Source organism: Amycolatopsis sp. NPDC051071 (assembly GCF_040682875.1).
In the GTDB taxonomy this organism is placed as follows: Bacteria; Actinomycetota; Actinomycetes; order Mycobacteriales; family Pseudonocardiaceae; genus Amycolatopsis.
Map to the genome: position 1 here is coordinate 25225 of NZ_JBFBBY010000022.1, position 18927 is coordinate 44151.

14 protein-coding genes are annotated in these 18927 nt (G+C 68.6%); 7 read left to right on the forward strand and 7 right to left on the reverse strand.

What is annotated here, in order from left to right; all coding sequences use genetic code 11:
• Positions 1–94 precede the first annotated feature (94 nt).
• Together AB0M65_RS10720 and AB0M65_RS10725 are read right to left on the reverse strand one after the other, a co-directional pair.
• On the reverse strand, positions 95–934 hold the full coding sequence (locus AB0M65_RS10720) for an undecaprenyl-diphosphate phosphatase (RefSeq protein ID WP_364024705.1): 840 nt from the start codon (positions 932–934) through the stop codon (positions 95–97).
• Positions 934–1980 (reverse strand): LLM class F420-dependent oxidoreductase, encoded by a 1047-nt coding sequence (locus AB0M65_RS10725; protein ID WP_364024708.1) that lies wholly within the window; start codon positions 1978–1980, stop codon positions 934–936. The genes AB0M65_RS10720 and AB0M65_RS10725 overlap by 1 nt, the downstream gene beginning before the upstream one ends.
• Before the next feature lie 137 nt (positions 1981–2117).
• On the opposite strand from AB0M65_RS10725, the gene AB0M65_RS10730 reads away from it, so the two are divergent.
• From AB0M65_RS10730 to AB0M65_RS10740, 3 genes are all read left to right on the forward strand, one after another.
• Entirely contained in the window at positions 2118–3083 is a 966-nt protein-coding gene (locus AB0M65_RS10730; RefSeq protein WP_364024711.1) for an aldo/keto reductase, read from the forward strand.
• 113 nt (positions 3084–3196) lie between these two features.
• Complete coding sequence (locus AB0M65_RS10735) at positions 3197–4210, forward strand: hypothetical protein (protein WP_364024714.1); 1014 nt, start codon at positions 3197–3199, stop codon at positions 4208–4210.
• Positions 4207–4428 (forward strand): DUF5703 family protein, encoded by a 222-nt coding sequence (locus tag AB0M65_RS10740; protein WP_364024717.1) that lies wholly within the window; start codon positions 4207–4209, stop codon positions 4426–4428. The genes AB0M65_RS10735 and AB0M65_RS10740 overlap by 4 nt, the downstream gene beginning before the upstream one ends.
• On the opposite strand, the gene AB0M65_RS10745 is transcribed toward AB0M65_RS10740, so the two are convergent.
• The 5 genes from AB0M65_RS10745 to AB0M65_RS10765 form a co-directional block, all read right to left on the reverse strand.
• Positions 4421–5164: an SRPBCC domain-containing protein gene (locus AB0M65_RS10745; protein WP_364024720.1), complete on the reverse strand. Its 744-nt coding sequence runs from the start codon at positions 5162–5164 to the stop codon at positions 4421–4423. The two genes, AB0M65_RS10740 and AB0M65_RS10745, sit on opposite strands and share 8 nt — an antisense overlap.
• Entirely contained in the window at positions 5165–5761 is a 597-nt protein-coding gene (locus tag AB0M65_RS10750) for a helix-turn-helix domain-containing protein (protein ID WP_364024723.1), read from the reverse strand. It lies immediately after the preceding gene.
• Positions 5762–5801: 40 nt separating this feature from the next.
• Positions 5802–6680, reverse strand: coding sequence for an alpha/beta hydrolase (locus AB0M65_RS10755; RefSeq protein ID WP_364024725.1), 879 nt, complete (start codon positions 6678–6680; stop codon positions 5802–5804).
• A complete protein-coding gene (locus tag AB0M65_RS10760; RefSeq protein WP_364024728.1) occupies positions 6680–8002 on the reverse strand; it encodes a M20/M25/M40 family metallo-hydrolase in 1323 nt (440 codons plus the stop codon). The genes AB0M65_RS10755 and AB0M65_RS10760 overlap by 1 nt, the downstream gene beginning before the upstream one ends.
• A gap of 927 nt (positions 8003–8929) precedes the next feature.
• Positions 8930–9184 (reverse strand): hypothetical protein, encoded by a 255-nt coding sequence (locus tag AB0M65_RS10765; protein WP_364024731.1) that lies wholly within the window; start codon positions 9182–9184, stop codon positions 8930–8932.
• 494 nt (positions 9185–9678) lie between these two features.
• Between AB0M65_RS10765 and AB0M65_RS10770 the strand changes: the two genes are divergently transcribed.
• The 4 genes from AB0M65_RS10770 to AB0M65_RS10785 all read left to right on the forward strand — a co-directional run bounded on the left by AB0M65_RS10770 (position 9679) and on the right by AB0M65_RS10785 (position 18856).
• On the forward strand, positions 9679–10341 hold the full coding sequence (locus AB0M65_RS10770) for an ABC transporter ATP-binding protein (RefSeq protein ID WP_364024734.1): 663 nt from the start codon (positions 9679–9681) through the stop codon (positions 10339–10341).
• Complete coding sequence (locus AB0M65_RS10775; protein ID WP_364024737.1) at positions 10338–11372, forward strand: ABC transporter permease; 1035 nt, start codon at positions 10338–10340, stop codon at positions 11370–11372. Before AB0M65_RS10770 ends, AB0M65_RS10775 begins: the two co-directional genes overlap by 4 nt.
• Before the next feature lie 68 nt (positions 11373–11440).
• Entirely contained in the window at positions 11441–12613 is a 1173-nt protein-coding gene (locus AB0M65_RS10780) for a geranylgeranyl reductase family protein (RefSeq protein ID WP_364024740.1), read from the forward strand.
• Between the two features lie 60 nt (positions 12614–12673).
• Positions 12674–18856: an SDR family NAD(P)-dependent oxidoreductase gene (locus AB0M65_RS10785; RefSeq protein ID WP_364024743.1), complete on the forward strand. Its 6183-nt coding sequence runs from the start codon at positions 12674–12676 to the stop codon at positions 18854–18856.
• Positions 18857–18927: the final 71 nt, after the last annotated feature.

Consider the following 18927-nt stretch of genomic DNA (forward strand, 5'->3'; position numbering starts at 1 on the left):
TACGTGCCGTGCTTTGCCGGGCTCCCGCGATCAGTCCTCTTGTTGCGGTAGTTGCACGCGCAAGGACCGCAACAAGAGGACTAAACGCGAGGGCCTACAGGTGCGGGCCCGCGCCCGGGTCGAGGACACCGGTGAAGATCAGCACGAACAGCAGGACGCCGAGCACGAGCCGGTAGATCACGAACGGCACGAAGCTCTTGGTCTTGATGTACGACATCAGCCAGGCGATGACGGCGTACCCGACACCGAACGCGACCAGCGTCGCCAGGATCGTCGGTCCCCACTGTGCCGGGGCGCCGTCCTTGCCGATGTCGGTGAGCTTGTACAGCCCGGAGCCGAAGACCGCGGGCAGTGCCAGCAGGAAGGAGTACTCGGCCGCTTCCGCACGGGTGTACCCCAACAGCAGCCCGGCGCTGGTGGTGCCGCCGGACCGCGAGACACCCGGGATCAGCGCCAGCGCCTGCGCGAACCCGAACCCGAGGCCGTGCGGCACGGTCAGGTGGTCGAGGGTGCGCTCCTGCTTCCCGATCCGGTCGGCCAGCAGGAGGATCAGGCCGAATACGATCAGCGTCGTCGCGGTGATCCGCAGGTCACGGAAGGTCTCGTCGATCGCGTCCTGCAGCAGGAGACCCAGCACGACGATCGGCAGCGAGCCGATGATGATCAGCCAGCCGAGCCGGGCGTCGGGGTCCCCCCGCCAGTCCTTCTTGTAAATGGAGAAGAACCAGGCACGGAGGATCTTCCCGATCTTGCTGGAGAAGTACAGGATGACCGCGAGTTCGGTGCCGATCTGGGTCACCGCGGTGAACGCGGCCCCCGGGTCATCCCAGCCGGCGAGCGCGGCGGTGATCCGCAGGTGCGCGCTGGAGGAGATCGGCAGGAACTCCGTCAGGCCCTGGACGAGGCCGAGGACCAGTGCTTCGAACCATCCCATCAGGCGACACCTGCCAGTTCGATCGCTTCGGCGGCGACCTCAAGCGCGTGTGCGGAGCTCTCGGGGTCGGGCATGGAGGGCGCGACGGTCAGCGTCGTGACGCCCGCCCCGGCGAAGGCCTGCATCCGTTCGGCGATCCGTTCCTTGGGTCCCAGCAGGGATGTCGCGTCGATGAATTCGAGCGGGACGGCCGCCATGGCGCCCGCGTAGTCCCGGCCCAGGTACTTCTGCTGGACGTCGGCCGCTTCGCGCTCGAAGCCCATCCGGCAGGCGAGCTGGTTGTAGAAGTTCTTGTCCCGGCTGCCCATGCCGCCGAGGTACAGCGCCGCGTAACCGCGAACGGCGTCGGCGCAGGCCTCCCAGTCGTCACCGGCCACGAGCGGGACGGTGGGGACGACGTCGAAGCCCTCCAGCGAGCGCTCGGCCTTCTCCGCACCCGCCTGGATCAGCTTGAACTGCTCGCCGGCGTGCTCGGGCGAGAAGAACACCGGCAGCCAGCCATCGGCGATCTCGCCGGTCAGTTCGAGGTTTTTCGGGCCGATCGCGGCCAGATACACCGGGATCTCCTCGCGCACCGGGTGCACGGTCAGCGTCAGCGCCTTGCCTGGCCCGCCGGGCAAGGGCAGCTGGAAGTGGTCGCCGTCGTACTTGACCCGCTGACGGCTCAGCGCCTTGCGGACGATCTCGACGTACTCGCGGGTGCGGCCGAGCGGTGACGCGAACTTCACGCCGTGCCAGCCTTCGGAGACCTGCGGGCCGGAGACGCCGAGGCCGAGGCGGAATCGCCCGCCCGACAGCGTGTCCAAGGTCGCGGCGGTCATCGCGGTCGTCGCCGGTGTCCTCGCGGGGATCTGGAAGACGGCGCTGCCGACGTCGATCCGCGAGGTCTGGGCCGCCACCCAGGCCAGCACCGTCGGCGCGTCGGAGCCGTAGGCCTCCGCGGCCCAGACGACCGCGTAGTCCAGTTCGTCCGCCTTCTTCGCCAATGCCAGGTTGGCCGCGTCGTTGCCCGCGCCCCAATAGCCCAAATTCAGTCCGAGTCGCACGGCGTGAATGTATCCAGCGGAAGGTCACACCTCCGTTCAGGGTGTTGACACCGCGCTGACCCGGCCGGTGGTACTCGATCACGACACGCTCACCTGCTCCGCCGCCCGCACCTGCCTTCCGGCTAGGCTCGCCCGTCGTGGAAAAGCGACAGCTCGGCCGGTCGGGACTGCGGGTCTCGCGGATGGCCCTCGGGACCATGACGTGGGGTGGCGACACCGACTCGGAGGAGGCGGCCAGCCAGCTGGTCGCGTTCGTCGACGCCGGGGGCACGCTGGTCGATACCGCCGACATCTACAGCGAGGGCGAGAGCGAACGCGTCCTCGGCGCCCTGCTCGGCGACCTCGTCCCGCGTGACGACATCGTGCTCGCCACCAAGGCCGTCGCCCGCCGCGCCGACGGCCCGTTCGGCGGCGGGGCGTCGCGTGGAGCGCTGCTGTCCGCGCTCGACGGTTCGCTGCGCCGTCTCGGCACCGACCACATCGATCTCTGGCAGCTGCACGCCTGGGACACCACGGTGCCGGTCGACGAGACCCTTGCCGCACTCGACTACGCCGTGACCAGCGGCAAGGCCCGCTACGTCGGTGTGTCCAACTACTCCGGCTGGCAGCTGGCGACGGCCGCGGCCTGCTCCTCCGCCGTCGCCCCGCTGGTCTCGACGCAGGTCGAGTACTCGCTGCTGGAGCGCGGCGTCGATCGCGAGGTCGTACCCGCCGCCGAGCACCACGGCATCGGGGTCCTGCCGTGGGCGCCACTCGGCCGAGGTGTGCTCACCGGCAAGTACCGCACCGGGACGCCCGCCGATTCACGCGGCGCGTCGACTGTTTTCGCGGGTTATGTCGAACATCACCGGACCGAGCGCGCCGCCCGGATCGTGCAGGCGGTCGCGACCGCCGCCGACGGCCTCGGCACCTCACCGCTGGCCGTCGCACTCGCCTGGGTCCGCGACCGGCCAGGTGTGGTCGCACCCGTGGTCGGAGCCCGTGACACCGGTCAGCTGACCGGGTCGCTCACGGCCGAAGAGATCACGCTTCCGCCTGCTATCCGCTCCGCGCTCGACGACGTCAGCGCGATCGAGGTCGGCTACCCCGAACGCGGCCTTTGAGCCGTCCCGAGAACTGGATTAGGTGACTGTTGGGTGACACAGACGTGACGCGGTGGGGTTCCTGGGGGATGCTGGACAAGTCCGTTCGACGAGTAGCAGGTGGAGGCACCAAGGTGGGTCGGCTGTCCGCCGTTTCCCGGATCGCGATCCCGCTCGCCGGTGCCCTGGTGCTCTCGTCCTGTAGTACGGACGACACCCCGAACGACACGCTCCAGATCGTGCAGAATCCGGTCGCCGTCACGGCGGCCGTCTCCCCTGCCGTGACGACCAAGCCCGCCGGGTCGGTGTTCGCCGTGCCTGGCATACGGGCGATGGCGACCGACGCGATGAGCAAGACGCTGGTCGTCGCTGTTTCGGAGCCCCCGTCGCTCCGTATCTACGACCTCGCGTCGCTGGACGCCCCGAAGACGACCGTGGCCCTGCCCGGTCCCGCCGAACGGCTCACGGTGTCGGGTTCGCAGGTGCTCGCGAGCGTTCCGGACAAGGGTGTGCTGGCGAAGGTCTCCCTCCCCGGTGGGGCGCTCGAGACGACCCCGGTCGCGGGCCACCCTTCGGCCGGTCTCGCCGACGGTGACGCGACGCTGGTCTCGGTCCGCGACCGCAAGGTCGTCGAGGTGCTGTCGAAGAACGCGCCGCCGAAGACCATCACCGGCCAGATCTACAGCGCCGACGACGTGCTGAGCACCGGTGACGGCGTCGTCGTGCTCGACAAGCTGCGCACGGCCCTGTTCAGCGTCGACCTCGCGGAAGGGAAGATCGGCGAGGGTCTGCGGGCGGGCGACGGCGCCGCCAACGCGGTCACCGACGACTTCGGGCGCGTCTTCGTCACCGACGCGCGAGCGGGTGCGCTGCTGGCGTTCTCCACGACGCCGTTGCTGCTGCGCCAGCGTTTCCCCGTTCCCGGTGGGGCGTACGGCATCGCCTACGACCGCGACCGTGGCCTGGCCTGGGTCACCCTCACCGAGCGCAACGAGGTCGTCGGCTTCGACGTCCGCGGTGGGGAACCGATCGAGAAGTACCGGTTCCCCACCTTGCGGCAGCCAGATTCGGTCACCGTCGACGAGCAGGGCGGCCGTGTGGTCGTCGGCTCGGCCACCGGAGAAGGGATCCAGGTGATCACGCCATGACAGTTGTGGACGAGGCGGTGGTCGAAGGGGATTGGGAGTACCGGCGGCTGCAGTTGCCTCCCGGTGTCTCGCGGAGGGCGGCGGCAACGCAGCTGTCGATCCACGCCGAGTTCGCCGGCTGGGAACTCTCGACCGTCCGGCTCTACTCCGACGGCACGCGAAGGGTGTGGTTGCGCCGCAAGCGCACCGCCGCCCCCCTTCCCGGCCTGATCACCTGAACACGCGGGCGAGCCAGTCCGCCCAGACCTTCTCCTGCTCCGCGGGGTCGACGTCGCCGAACAGGTGATGCATGCCGACCATCGCCCCCTGGAAACCGCGGACGAACCGGAGGAACGCGTCCGGGGTCCGGATCCCGACCGTCTGCGCGTTCGCCAAGTAGACCTCGCCGTCCACCGTCGACATCGAGCCGGTGGACAGGCGGACCCGGTCCCCCGTTTCCGGCCGTCCGGCAAGGCCGAGTTCCCGGCCGAGCGTCAGCCACGCGCTGTCCCAGTCTTCGATCATCGGACCGAACACCGTCAGCGGCGCGGCTTTCCGCCCGGCGAAGCCGTTCAGGTACTCGACCAGGGTGCGGAAGAACAACTCGCCGCCCGCGGCCATCGCCTCGAACTCTTCTTCCCAGTCGTCGCCTGGGAGGAAGCCGCTCGTCACGGTCCGCAGCACGGTGCTGCCGCCGTCACGGCCCTCGATGAGGAACTCGTAGGCCACGAACCGTCCGTCCGGCGCGGGTTCCTCGCCGTAGACGAGCCGCTCCAGCGGATCCCACGCGGTGATCGCGGACGTGGGCTCATAGCCGCCGAACGCGGTCTTCACGGTGCCGCCGACACCACCGTCGACCTCGTTGCGCCCCATGAACCACGACGTGATCCCGGGACCGGTGGCGATGGCGTCCCAGACCTGTTCCGGCGTCGCATCGACCTCGAAGCGTTCCGCGATCTCGAATTCGTGGCCCATTCAGCGCTCCTCGGCTTCGGTTTTGACGCTGGGGTGGACGGCGACAACGATCCGGTGGTCGCGGCCTTGTTCGGCGCCTTCGTCGTGGTATTTGCCCACCAGGTTCGTGATCGCGACGGTGAGGTCTTCGGCGAACGCGGCCCTGTCGGCCGCGGAGGAGAACCGCACCTCGCCGTCGATCGCGAAGGTCGCGACCCGTTTGCGTGCCTTGCTGGAGCCGGTGATCAGCAGGCCGACGTCACGCACCAGCCTGCCTGCCACGGCGAGCAGCCAGCGCGCGGACAGCCGGTCCGGCGACTCGGCCGGGTCGGGCTGCACGGCGGACAGCGCGGTCGGCGAGATCACGTAGGAGGCGGCCGTCGCACGCATCATGCGCTCGGTGACGTTGCCCTTGCGGCGCTCCTCGACGAGTTCGACCAGCCCGTGTTTTTCCAGCGCGCGCAGGTGGTAGTTGACCTTCTGCCTCGGCAGGCCCACGCGTCCGGCCAGCATCGTGGCCGACGCGGGCTCGGCGAGTTCGGCGAGCAGGCGGGCCCGGACCGGATCCAGTGAGACTTCGGCCGCTTCCGCGTCCTCGATCACCGCAACGGAGAACATGGCATGAAGGTGCCACCGAAAAGAGAACTTGTCAAGGAAGCTAAGCTTGTCGGCGGGCCTGGTTCGCCAGCGCGAGAAGGCGCGGCACGACCTGCGGAGCCGCCTCCAGCGGGACGACGTGCCCGACGCCGGGCAGCACCACGGCCGTCCCGTTCTCCACCGCACCCGCCAGCTCTTCGACGTCGGCCGTGGGCACGAGTTTGTCGCGCTCCCCCACGATCGCGGTCACCGGCACGGCGCCGACCTGCGACAACGCCGATTCCCGGGTGTAGGCGTCCAGCGCCGGGCGGAACGCGGAAACCGTCTGCGGCCAGTTCCCGCGGATCATCCGCACGGTCAGCTCGACGTCGCCGGGCACCGGGTCGTCACCGAAGAGCCACCAGCGGAGCCCGGCGGTCACCGCCTTGCTGGTGTGCTCGCGTACCAGGCCGATCAGCTTCGCCCCGAAGACCATCTCCAGGTCCCTGCCGAGCTTGCCCAGCGCGTTCGGCCAGATCGCGTCCGGCGTGACACCGCCCGCCGACATGGCGAGCAGCCCGATGCCCGCCACCCTGGCCTCGAAGACGTCCGGATGCCGCTGGGCGAGCGAAAGGATCGCAAGACCACCCATGTCGTGGCCGACCAGGACGACCCGGCCTTCGGGGATCACCTTCCCCATGACCTCGGCAAGGTCGTCGGCGAGGTGCCCCATGGTCGCCGACGCGGGCCGGACTTCGCCGGATTCCCCGTGGCCACGCTGGTCGTAGGCCAGCACCGCGACCGGCTCCTCGGCGGCATCGGCCAGGACCGGCGCGACGGCACGCCAGCTCCGCCTGTCGAGGGCGTATCCGTGCAGGAGCACCACGGTCACCGGCGCCGACGGGTCACCCCAGCGGTCGAAATGCAGGGGTGTTCCGTCGGCGGCCAGCAGACCGGGCATCAGGACGAGCGCAGGAAATGGTCGAGCACACGCACGCCGAACTTCAGGGCGTCGACCGGGACACGCTCGTCGACACCGTGGAACAAAGCCGAGAAGTCGAGGTCCGCGGGCAGCTGCAACGGGGCGAAACCGAAGTTGCGGATCCCGAGAGACTGGAACGACTTCGCGTCCGTACCACCCGAAAGCATGTACGGCAGCGTCCGGGCACCCGGGTCCTCGGCGAGGACCGCCGCGGTCATCGCGTCGACGAGCGCGCCGTCGAAGGTCGTCTCGACCGGCGGCAACTCCATCCACTCCTTCTCGATGTCCGGACCGAGGATCTCCTCCAGCTCGGCGTTGAACGCTTCGAGGCGGCCGGGGAGGATCCGGCAGTCGACCGACGCCTCGGCGACCGACGGGATGACGTTGGACTTGTAACCCGCGGTGAGCATCGTCGGATTCGCCGTGTCACGCAGGGTCGCGCCGATCATCCGGGAGATGTTGCCGAGTTTGGCGACGGAACCCTCGATGTCGTCCTCGGGGAAGTCCCAGCCGGTGATCTCGGTGACGCCGTCCAGGAACTCGCGGACGGAGTCGGTCATGACCAGCGGGAAGCGGTGGTTGCCGAGCCTGGCGACGGCCTCGGACAGCTTGGTGACGGCGTTGTCACGGTGGATCATCGAACCGTGGCCGGCGGTGCCGCGCACACGCAGCTTCATCCAGCGGATGCCCTTCTCCGCCGTCTCGATGAGGTACGCGCGGACGTTGTCCTTCAGCGTGATCGAGAACCCGCCGACCTCGCTGATCGCCTCGGTGACGCCCTCGAACAGCTCCGGCCGGTTCTCGACCAGCCACTGCGCGCCGTACTTGCCGCCCGCTTCTTCGTCGGCGAGGAACGCGAAGACGAGGTCGCGCGGCGGCACGACGTTGTTGAGCTTGTAGTGGCGAGCCAGCGCGAGCGCCATGCCGACCATGTCCTTCATGTCCACGGCGCCGCGGCCCCAGACGTAGTCGTCCTGGATCGCACCGGAGAACGGGTGCACCGACCACTCCGAGGCATCGGCGGGGACGGCGTCGAGATGACCATGGATCAGGAGCGCGCCCCGCGACGGATCGGCACCCGCCAGCCGGACGATGACGTTGTGGCGGTTCTTGCCGCCGGACTCGACATAGGTGATCTCGTAGCCCGCGTCGGTGAGCTTCTCGGCGACGTACTCCGCGGCGGCGCGTTCGCCGACCAGCGTGTCGGGATCACCCGTGTTGGTGGTGTCGATACGGATCAGTTCACTGGTGAGGGTGACTGCCTCTTCGGCTGCGGCTTCGATCAAATTCGGTTCGGTCACCAGGCATTCCTACCACTGGTGAGCCCGCCCGACCCGTCTCGGCCGCCGCGTGGACACGTGTGAAGACCCACTCCCGGCCGCACCACCGCAGGCGGGCAGCCCTATCGGCGACCCGCACTCGATCACCTCCGTCAGTGCGCGGCTAGGACGCCGCAAGCCGCGGCCCCAGGGAGCCATACCGGGATGGATCCGACCCGAATTGGATGCCGGGAAGCCAGCTCGAACGCGCTTACCGCGACCGCTTCACCCGGCGGGCCGATGGTCGGACGGCAGCGATCTCGGCCCGGCCGGTCGCGCCCTTACCGCTCCTGCTCACACGACCGGACCGCGAACAGGTAACCGCGACGATGCATGACGCGTACCAGCTGGCGTCTGAAGCCTTGCGCCCCGAGCAAGAACGCATCCCGATGCTGAATCAGCTTCCCGACAACGCGGTGGGCACGACACGAACCGGCCTTCGGCGCCGGGGCATCCGGTCGAACCACCACTCTTCGAATCCGCAGGAGCTCATCGACTGGGGGCACGTCCTTCCGCCGTTTGGGGTAGGCCAGTAAGGAGAATCGCCGCACCGGCGGTATCGAACAGGTTTAAAGACCTTCCTATACAGTTTCGAACTGTTGACCGCGGGTAATACCGTCCAAGGTATTCGGGCTTTCAGCGGAGACGTCACGCACGAGAATCGAGGCCAACGGCACCATCCAAGAAAGGTTCTACTGCCATGCCCAAGGTGAATCAGTGGCTATCGATTCCAGCTCGCCCGTCACGGGCAACATTCGCATCGGTCGACTCAGGCAAGCGCACCACCCAAGAAGCTGCGACAATCCAATGGCCATTTCGCTGATCGATTCGGACGTCCATGAACTCTTTGCGTCGGTGTCGCGGCGATCCAGTCGCCGACAACGGACTGTCGGCGACTGGATGATTTGGTCAGCCAATACCGGGCATGGGCGACTTCTGCCGCACGAAGAGGGTGGATCCGTCACATTTCCAGTCGCCGTCCCTCCATAGTCCGAAGAACTCGCCGGTGAGTCCGGCGCTTCGACAGAGGTAGTGGCTCTCGTAGTCCTGCGACTTCACCCATATTCCCGGGGAGGGCGGCTGCTCCGCGGAGGCATGCGGTGCGAATGTCAGCATCGCGGCCGCGGCGGCGATCATCATGCCGGCGATTTTCTTTTTACTCATGACAGTTCCCTTCATTCGGTGAACGAATCCAGCGGGCAGGTCCGGGCCGGGGTAACGGCGCCCTGCTGCGAATGTGACCTTCCGGAGCACGCTGGATCCACGAGTCGTGAAGGTCGATGTGCGCACTGCGCAGATTCCGAATATGCCGCACCGAAGCCGTCGCGTCCAAGGGGATATCAGGGTTTTCACGTAAACGAGTGCAGGCGCGTCTCCGATGAACCTTCCGAACGGCCGGCGGCGATTTGTCGCGTGGGCTGGTGGGATCGAGGCTCGGTGCGGCGAAGGGCTACAGCGGTCTGTTGCGTACCGGCACCCGGAAAGGGTGATCTGAAAGCGGATCCCGTTGCCGTGCCCGCTCGGGGAGTTACCGTGACTTCAGGACATGCACCTGACTTCAGGAGCGTTCCGTCTCGCAGCACCGTATTCCGCGCTCAGCGCCGCCGTCTCGGTCGCGCTGCCACCCGGACGGTCGTCACCGACATCGAGGAGCCCACTTGTCCCAGCGAGAGAACACCTTGACCGTCGTCGATCTCCACAAGTCCTACGGGCACCGATCCGTTCTGCGTGGTGTGCGGTTCGAACTGCGTGAAGGCGAACTGCTCGGCATCATCGGTGAGAACGGGGCGGGGAAGACCACGCTGCTCGGCCTGCTGGCCGGCATACTCAAGGCCGACCGCGGCACTATCTCTCGGTGCGGCGATATCGGATACTGTCCACAAAAGATTGTCGTCAACGACGACCTCACCGTCGCGCAGCACCTGCGTTACTTCCAGTGCGCCTACCACCTCGAAAACCTCGACCGGGCCGTCGAGGTGACCGAACGGCTGGGCCTGGCCGGGTACGCGGACACGAAGGCCGGGATGCTCAGCGGCGGCACAAAGCAGAAACTGAATCTCACGCTGGCCCTGATGCACAACCCTCGGATAGTGCTCATGGACGAGCCGTACCAGGGCTTCGATTGGGAGAACTACCTCAACTTCTGGGCGATCACGACGGAATTGCGTGACCAAGGTTGCTCGGTGCTGGTGATCTCGCACATAGCGCACGACACCGAGCGGTTCGACCGGCTCTTCCGGCTGGACTCGGGCGTGGTGGTGCCTGCGGAACCCGCCGGTCCGCCGGCGCGCCGACCGAAGAACCGGCAGGTCGCCTCGTGAAATCGTGGACGAACCTGACCTCCGCGGTCCGGACATGGCTCGACGATCTGGCCGTCGCGACGACGTGGCGGGCATCGCTCCTCAAGGCTGTCGGGTTCGAGATCAGCCAGCACGCGCGAAACCGGCTGGCGCTCTTGCTGGTCGTGTTCTTCATCCCCTTCTGGCTGCTGGTGGTACACGTGGTGCTGCCCGATCGGCCGCTGGCGTTCCACTCGGCCGTCGTCGACCGGTCCATCGACGTCGATGCCGACCAGCTGGTGCTCGTCTCCGGCGCGATCAACGCGGTCACGCTCATCGTCGGCTTCATGATGTTCACCGCGGTGCGCCGGTCGAACGACTTCGATCAGCGGCTCGTACTGGCAGGCTATTCGCGGCCGTGTCTGTTGCTGGCCAAGCTGATCGCACTCGCGCTCGTCGCCGCCGTGGTGTCGGCCTACGCGACGGTCGTGATGACGTTCTTCTGCGACCCCCACAGTGTCTGGGCGCTGGATCTCAGCCTGCTTTCCAGCGGCCTGACCTATGGCGGGCTCGGCGTCGTGCTCGGGCTCGCCCTGTCCACCGAACTGGCGGGCATGTTCGTGATCATCATGACCAGCCTGGTGGACGTGATGGTCCAGAATCCGATCCTCAATCCGGCCGAGAGCGTCGGCGTACTGCGGTATCTGCCCACTTACGGCGCGATGCAGAGCGGCGTGGCGGCGACCTTCACCGACAGCGGTTCGGCGGGTCATCTGCTGCTCGGTCCGTTGTGGTTCCTGATGTTCGCGTTGCTGGCGTTGGCCGCCTTCCATCGACGCACGAGGAATCGGGTCGAGCATACGGAGCTGACCTCCCTCGACACGCCCGCGGCCGTGGTCACGTTGAGGAGTGGCCCCGACGGCTCGGTCGTACTCGAGTCGCGCAGCGGACCGGTCGTCGTCTGTTCGCACCTCGGCTGTGAAAACCCATGCCCGCCACCGCGACGCTCCATCACGAAGGCACCGGCCAAACGCGCACCGGCACGCCGCGCCGCGACCGCCACCACGAACTAAGTGGTTGGTTTCGAAACCCCGAAGGGCTTCCGAAACCGACCACTAAGACAGCTGAGAAGGGAACCCCTGTGGCAAGCGACCGGAGAACGTGGGACGTGGTGGTCGTCGGTGCCGGCCCAGCCGGAGCGAGCGCGGCCAGGGTGGCGGCCGAAGCGGGCTGCCGGGTGCTGCTGCTGGAACGTGCCACCATCCCGCGGTACAAAACCTGCGGCGGCGGCTTGATCGGATGCGCCCAGGCGTTTCTGCCCGACGGCCTCGCGGTCGAAGTCCGCGACGAAATCGAGGCCGTCACGTTCGGACTGGGCGGACGGCGGACACGCACCCTGGACTCCCGAGTCGGCGTCCGGTGCAGGATGGTGTTCCGCGACGAACTCGACGCCGCACTGACCCGGGTGGCCGCCGAGGCCGGTGCCACCGTCCGCGATGGAACGGCGGTGACGCGGATCGAAGACGGCGAAGGCGTCGTCACTTTGCGCACCGCGGCCGGTGACCTCCTCGGCGCCCGCGCGGTCGTCGGAGCAGACGGAAGCGCCAGCCGGGTGGGCAGGCACGTCGGCGTGCGGTGTGAGCAAGTGGACCTCGCCCTCGAAGTCGAAGTGCCGGTCTCCACGAGCACATCCTCCCAGTGGCGTGGCCGCATGCTCATGGAATGGGGCCCGCTACCGGGTTCCTTCGGCTGGGTGTTCCCCAAAGGCGACATCTGCACCGCCGGTGTGGTGGCCGCCAAGGGCCAGGGCGACGCGACGAAGACCTATCTGCGCGAGTTCCTCCAGCGCCACCGGTTCGACCATCTGCGGCCCTTGCACGACACCGGGCACCTCACGCGGTGCAGACATCCGGACTCACCGCTGGCCCGCCACCGGACGCTCGTGGCTGGCGACGCCGCCGGGCTCGGCGACCCTTGGTCGAGAGAGGGCATTTCCTTCGCCCTGCGGTCAGGGACATGGGCGGGGGAAGCGGCCGCTCGCGTCGCGCGAGCCGAGGACGCACCCGGCCTGGCTCACGCACGGGAGGGCTACGTCACCGCCGTTCGGTCCACGCTCGAACCGGAAATGCGGGCCTCCCGCCGGATCATGGATGTCTTCACCCGGCGTCCCGGCTTGTTCCACACGGCGCTGACCGGTGTCCCCTCGGTGTGGCGCGGCGTCGACTCCTATCTCGGTGGTCGCACCACGATCCCCGAACTGGTCGGCACTCCCGCCGCTCGCGTGGCCTTGAAGGCCATCGACTTCTTGCGGTGAATCACCGCCGCTGCCCGCGCTGGCAGGCAGCCGGACCCGGTACGGAAAGAAAGGTCAGTTGTGGCAAGGAATACCGAACGTCAGACGCCGGTGGCGATCATCGGCACCGGAGCAAGGGCCCCGGGTGGGGTGCGGTCGGCGGAAGACCTGTGGCAGATCCTCATGGACCGTCGCGACGTCGTGGCGGGATCGAGTCCCGGCACCCGGTGGCCCGACCACGAACGCGTGACACCCGCCGACCTCACCGACGCGCGGGCCCTGCGCAACGGTTCGTTCCTCGACGACATCGACCAGTTCGATCCCGGCTTCTTCGGGGTGCCGGCTGCCGAGGCACCCAGCGTCGACCCGCAGCACCGGCTGCTGATGGAAACCACCTGGGAGGCGCTGGAGGACGCGGGCGTGCCCCCGCGTTCACTGGCGGGCTCGCGGACCGGCTTGTTCATCGGCATCTCCGGCGCCGACTACGCCAAACGCTTCACCATCGCCAACTTCAACGTCTACCACGGTATTTCGGCGATTCCGTCGGGTGCGCCCGGGCGGATCTCCTACATCCTCGACGTCAACGGCCCTTCCCTCGCCGTGGACGGGGCCTGTGCCTCCTCACTGATCGCGGTACACCTGGCTTGCCGCTCGCTGCATGAAGGAGAGACCGACCTCGCGCTGGCGGGCGGCGTGACGGTGCAACTGGAGTGGGGCGGACTCGTCGGTTTCGCCCGCGCCGGCGCATTGTCCTCCCTCGGCCGTTGTGCTGCCTTCGACGCGAGCGCGGACGGGTTCGTGCGCGGGGAGGGCTGCGGCATGGTCGCACTGAAGCGGCTGGACGACGCCCGGCGTGACCAGGACCGCGTATTGGCCGTCATCACCGGAACCGCGATCAACCACGCTGGTCGCGTACGCGGAATCACTCAACCGTCGCGGACCGCACAACGCGCGGTGGTGACCGAAGCGATGCGTGCCGCGTGCGTCACCGCGGACGACATCGGCTACGTCGAAGCCCATGGAACCGGCACGCCCGTCGGCGACCCCATCGAGTTCGGCGCACTGTCGGACGCCTACGGCACGTCGCGGAAACCCTGCGCGCTCGGCTCACTCAAAACCAACATCGGGCATCCCGAGAGCGCGGCCGGGGTGCTCGGCCTCATCAAGGCCGCGCTGGCGGTGCAGCGTGGCGTGATCCCGGCGAACCTCCACTTCGAACGGTGGAACCCCGAGATCGACGCGAAGGACACTCGCTTCTTCGTCCCGACCGACACCATGCCATGGGACAACGGGGACCAGCCGAGGCGCGCCGCCGTCTCCGCCTTCGGCGTGACCGGGTCGAACGCACATGCCGTCCTGGAACAAGCTCCGCCCGCCGCCGAACGCTCCCCTGCTCCCGAAACCGGCGCCCCGCTGGTGCACGCCGTGTCGGCCGCCTCGGCCCGGGGGCTGGCGACGACCGCCGCCCGGCTCGCCGACCACCTCGAAACCGTCCGTCCACGACCGGCCGACGTCGCACACACACTCGCCGTACATCGCAGTCACTTGTCCACGCGTGCCTGCGTCGTGACGTCCGACCGCGCCGAACTCACCGCCGGTCTGCGGGCACTGGCCGAAGGCCGGGAACACCCGGCTGTCGTGGACGGACCGACCGGCGATCCCGGCGACCCCGTGTGGGTCTTCTCCGGGCACGGTTCGCAGTGGGCCGGCATGGCACGCGGACTGCTCGACCGCGATACCGCGTTCACCCGCACGATCGACCTCCTGGACGGCGTCGCCACTGACGCCGGGGTGCGAGTGCGGCGGCTGCTGGAGTCGGGTGAGCATCTCGAACGCATGGACGTGGTGCAGCCCGTGGTGTTCGCGGTACAGACCGCACTCGCGCGGACGTGGCGGGAGCGCGGGTCGCGCCCGGCGGCGGTGATAGGGCATTCGATGGGCGAGGCCGCGGCAGCCGTCGCCGCAGGCATCGTCTCGCCGGAGGATGGCATGCGCATCACTCTTGCCCGCTCGTCGCTGCTGCAACGGGTGGCAGGCGGTTGCATGGCGGTCACCGCGCTCCCGGTGGACGAGGTCGAGGCCGATATCGCCGAGATCCCCGGAGTGTCGGTGGCCGTGGTGACCGCGCCCGCGTCGACCGTCGTCGCCGGTGACGAGGATGGCGTGGAAAACCTGCTGGCGACCTGGCGGTACCGCGGCGTGTTCTGCAAGCGCATCGCCGTGCTGGTCGCCGCGCACTCGCCACAGATCGACTCGATCCTGCCGGACATCAGGGAGCAGGTGTCGTGGCTGGCTGGCGCGCCCCCGGACGTGCCGTTCTATTCGACGGCCGCCGGCCCTCGCGAACCGGTTGCGTTCACCAGCGAGTACTGGGCAAAGAACCTGCGCTCACCGGTGCGGTTCGACCTGGCGTGCCAGGCGGCGATCGAAGACGGCCACCGGGCGTTCCTGGAGATCTCACCACATCCGCTGCTGACACAGGCGATCGAAGAGAACGCGGCGGCATTACGCACCCCGGTGACAGTGGTGCCGTCCCTGGTCCGAGACCAAGGTGACGAGGAGGCGCTGCGCAGGGCCGCGGCGGCCCTCCACGTGGCGGGTGTGCCAGTGGACCTCGACGCGGTCAACGGCGGCGGACGGTCCACCACGCTGCCGCCGACGGCCTTCGACCGATCCCGGTATTGGCAGGACCGGACTCGTGGCTCCGGTGGCACGGCGGCCCACATGTGGATGGGCGAGCGCTCGGCCGTCCCCGATCCCGACGCCGAGGACCACACCCGTCACGTATGGCACGCCGATCTCGGCACCGAACAGGTCGACTGGCTCCAGCAGCACACACTGCGCGGCGTTCCGCTCGTTCCCGGCGCCGCCCACGTGGAGCTGTTGCTGGCCGCTGTCACCGACCTCGTCGAATGCGCCCCCGACCAGGTGCGTCTCACCGGAGTGCGCTTCGAACGGATGGCACCGCTGGCCGCCACCCTGCCGGTGCAAGTCGTCGCGAGCCGCGCCGGTTCGCGGGTGGACTTGGAAGTCGTCCAACACAGCAGCGGCGGATGGCAGCGTCTCGCGGTGGCAAGGGCGATCTGCCGGGAACGCCCGGTGGAAGACCGCGAAGAACTGCTCGTTCCCGACGAGACCGGGCCTGCCGACGCCCTGTACGAAAAGTTCCGCGAGATCGGCCTGGACACCGGTCCGGCGTTCCACTCCATCGCCGCCGTCGCCGCTGACGGGACCACCCGGCTGCAGGTGCCCGACACCGCGCCGATCCGCACCGGGGCGCCCAGGATGCATCCCGTGCTGTTCGACGGCTGCGTGCTGTCGGTGGCCGCCGCGCTGGTGACCGGCGGAGAACCGGACGACGAGGACTCCGTCGAACCGTGGCTTCCGACGGGAATCGCCGAGGTCCTGTTGCCTGCCGAGCCCGACAGGATCGTCTGGGTTCGGCCCGAGGTGCGCCGTACCGGCCCTCACGCCGCGACGGGCCGCGCGGATTTGTTCGACGAGACGGGAAAGTGGCTCGGTGCGCTGGAGGGAATCGACCTGGTTCGCTCCACCGGCGCCTCCGCCGGGCGGACGCTGCTGAACTCGCGGCTGTTCGAGATTTCGTGGGAGCTGGCGCCGCTGCCGGACTCGGCGCCCGCCCCCGGCCTCGGCGAGTGGGTGGTCGTCGGGGAATCCGGGGATCCCGACGGAACCGCGGAGCGCGTCGCCGTCGCCTTGGCCGACCGCGGGGCGGTGGTCGTCCGGGCCGGCGCCGACGTCTCCCCCGGCCCCGAAGTCGCGGCCATCGTGTGGTGCGCCACAGGAAACCTCGACGACCTCGACCGGGTCACGCGGGTGACATCGTTGCTTCGGGACCACGCCGAACACACCACACCGCCCAAGCTGTGGTTCATCAGCAGGTCATCGCGACCGGTGCTCGACGGTGATCCGGTGCGGCCTGGAGTATGCGCCCTGCGCGGGGTGCTTCGCGTCGGCTCGATCGAGCAACCGCGGTCCATGGTGGCCTGGGTCGACGGTGAGAGCGGCGACACCGGCGCGACCGACATCGCCGCCGAACTGATCGCGGGCACCCCGGAAACGGAGGTCGCCTGGCGCTCGGGCCGACGATATGTGGCCAGGATGACACCGGCTCCGCTGGCGGTCCGGCCGCCGAGCACAGCCGGGGAGGTCGACATCGTCGCCGGCAGGGAGCGCTATCTGCTGGAACCCGACTCCGCCGGAGGTCTGGACCGGCTCCGGCTGACCTCCGGCGGAGAACCGCGGCCTAAGCCAGGGCCCGGTCAAGTGCTGCTGCGACCGGAGGCGGCCACGGTGCACTTCCGTGATGTCCTGATCGCACTGGGCATTTACCCCACCGATGACGGAGCGTTGCCCGCACTGGGCTCGGACGCGGCGGGGATGGTGCTGGCGGTCGGCGAAGGCGTCCACGATCTCGAGCCGGGTGACCGCGTCGTCGCTGTGGTACCGGACGGAAGCGGGACCATGGCATCGGAATGCCTTGTGGCAGCGGACTTGACGGTACGTGTCCCGGAAGCTCTTGCCGCGGCGGACATCGTCCCGTCCGTGCTGACCTATCTCACCGCGTGGCACGCGCTGCACGACCTCGCGAGCCTGCGCGAGGGGGAAACCGTGCTGGTGCACTCAGCCGCCGGCGGCACCGGGCTGGCCGCGATCGAAGTCGCCCGGACGCTCGGCGCCACCGTGATCGCCACAGCGGGCACCGAAGCCAAACGACGTCACCTGCGCGAGCACGGCATCGAACACGTGCTGGATTCCCGCACCCTCGACTTCGCGGACCAGATCCCGGAACTCACCGCGGGTCGCGGCGTCGACGTGGTGCTCAACTCCCTGACCGGTGCCGCGATGCGGGCGTCCCTGGGTCTTCTCGCACCTACCGGACGGTTCATCGAAATCGGCAAACGCGACCTGTACGACGGTGCTCGCGTCGACCTTCGCGCCTTCCGGCAGGGAATCACCTACACCGCGCTGGACCTGGTTCTGACCGCGTCCGCGCAACCGGCCGTGTTCCGCACGGCGCTGCACCGCGTGATGGCCGGAATCCGAGCCGGGGAGCTGCCCTTGCTTCCCCGCACGATCGTGCCTCTCGCCGAAGCGACGGAGGGTTTCAAAAAGCTCGCCACCGGCGACCACATCGGACGCGTCGTGCTGGACTTTCCACCGCCGGGACGACACTTGCGCGTCCACGCATCAGCGCGGAAGACCGCCGTCCGCCCCGCCGGCGCCTACATCGTCACCGGCGGCACGAAAGGCCTAGGACTCGAGGCCGCCAAGTGGCTGGCTCGCTCCGGGGCCGGGCGCGTAGTCCTCGGCGGCCGCGGCGTCCCTGCTCACGAGGCCACCGACGTGTTACGCGAAATCGCGGACGCCGGTTGCGCCGTGGAGGTCGTGCGAGGCGACATCGCCGATCCGGACACCGCCCGTCGCCTCGTCGAGGCGGCCGGTGCGCGGTTGCGAGGTATCCTGCACACGGCGGTGGTACTCGACGACACCCCCATCACCGGGATCACCGCGGAGAAGTTCCGCCGCGTATGGCATCCCAAGGTGACGGGATTGCTGAACCTCCACGAAGCACTCCGCGGCCACACCCTCGACTGGTTGACCGTGTTCTCCTCGATGTCGGCGATGCTCGGCAACGCGGGCCAGGTGAACTACGCCGTGGCCGGGGCGTGGGTGGACGCCTTCGCCCGGTGGCGTCACGACCGGGGCCTGCCCACGTTGTCGGTCAACTGGGGCGCCTGGGGCGAGGCCGGCCGCGCGACCGACTTCGCCGCCCGAGGATTCGACACTCTCTCGACCGCGGACGGATTTGCCGCCCTGGAAGAACTCTTGCGTCACCAGCGGGTGAACACCGGCGTCTTCGACTACCAGCCTGAACTGCTGTTCAGGGCTTTCCCGCACGCACGGTCGGCACCACTGCTGGCCAAGCTGGACAGCGGGCCGGCCACGACCAGAGACGCATCACCCGTATCGCGGATCCGGCACGAAAAGCCGGGCCCCGCCCGGACGCAAGTGTTGTGCGAGGTAGTGGTGCACACCTTGGCCGCCTTGCTGGGTGCCCAGCTGTCCGCCGTGCCCGCCCACGCCAAATTCACCGAAGTGGGACTGGACTCGCTGCTCGCCGTGGCATTGACTCGCAAGCTGCAGACCGACTTGGACCTCAACCTGACCCCGGCGGAGATATGGGCACATCCGTCTCCCGCGGAACTGGCCGCGCATCTCGACTCGGTGTTACCCGTGTGAACTCGCCACGGTGCCGATCGTCGCGGATACGGCGATCGGCACCGAAAGCCCCTGTGTAGCCCGCACACCGC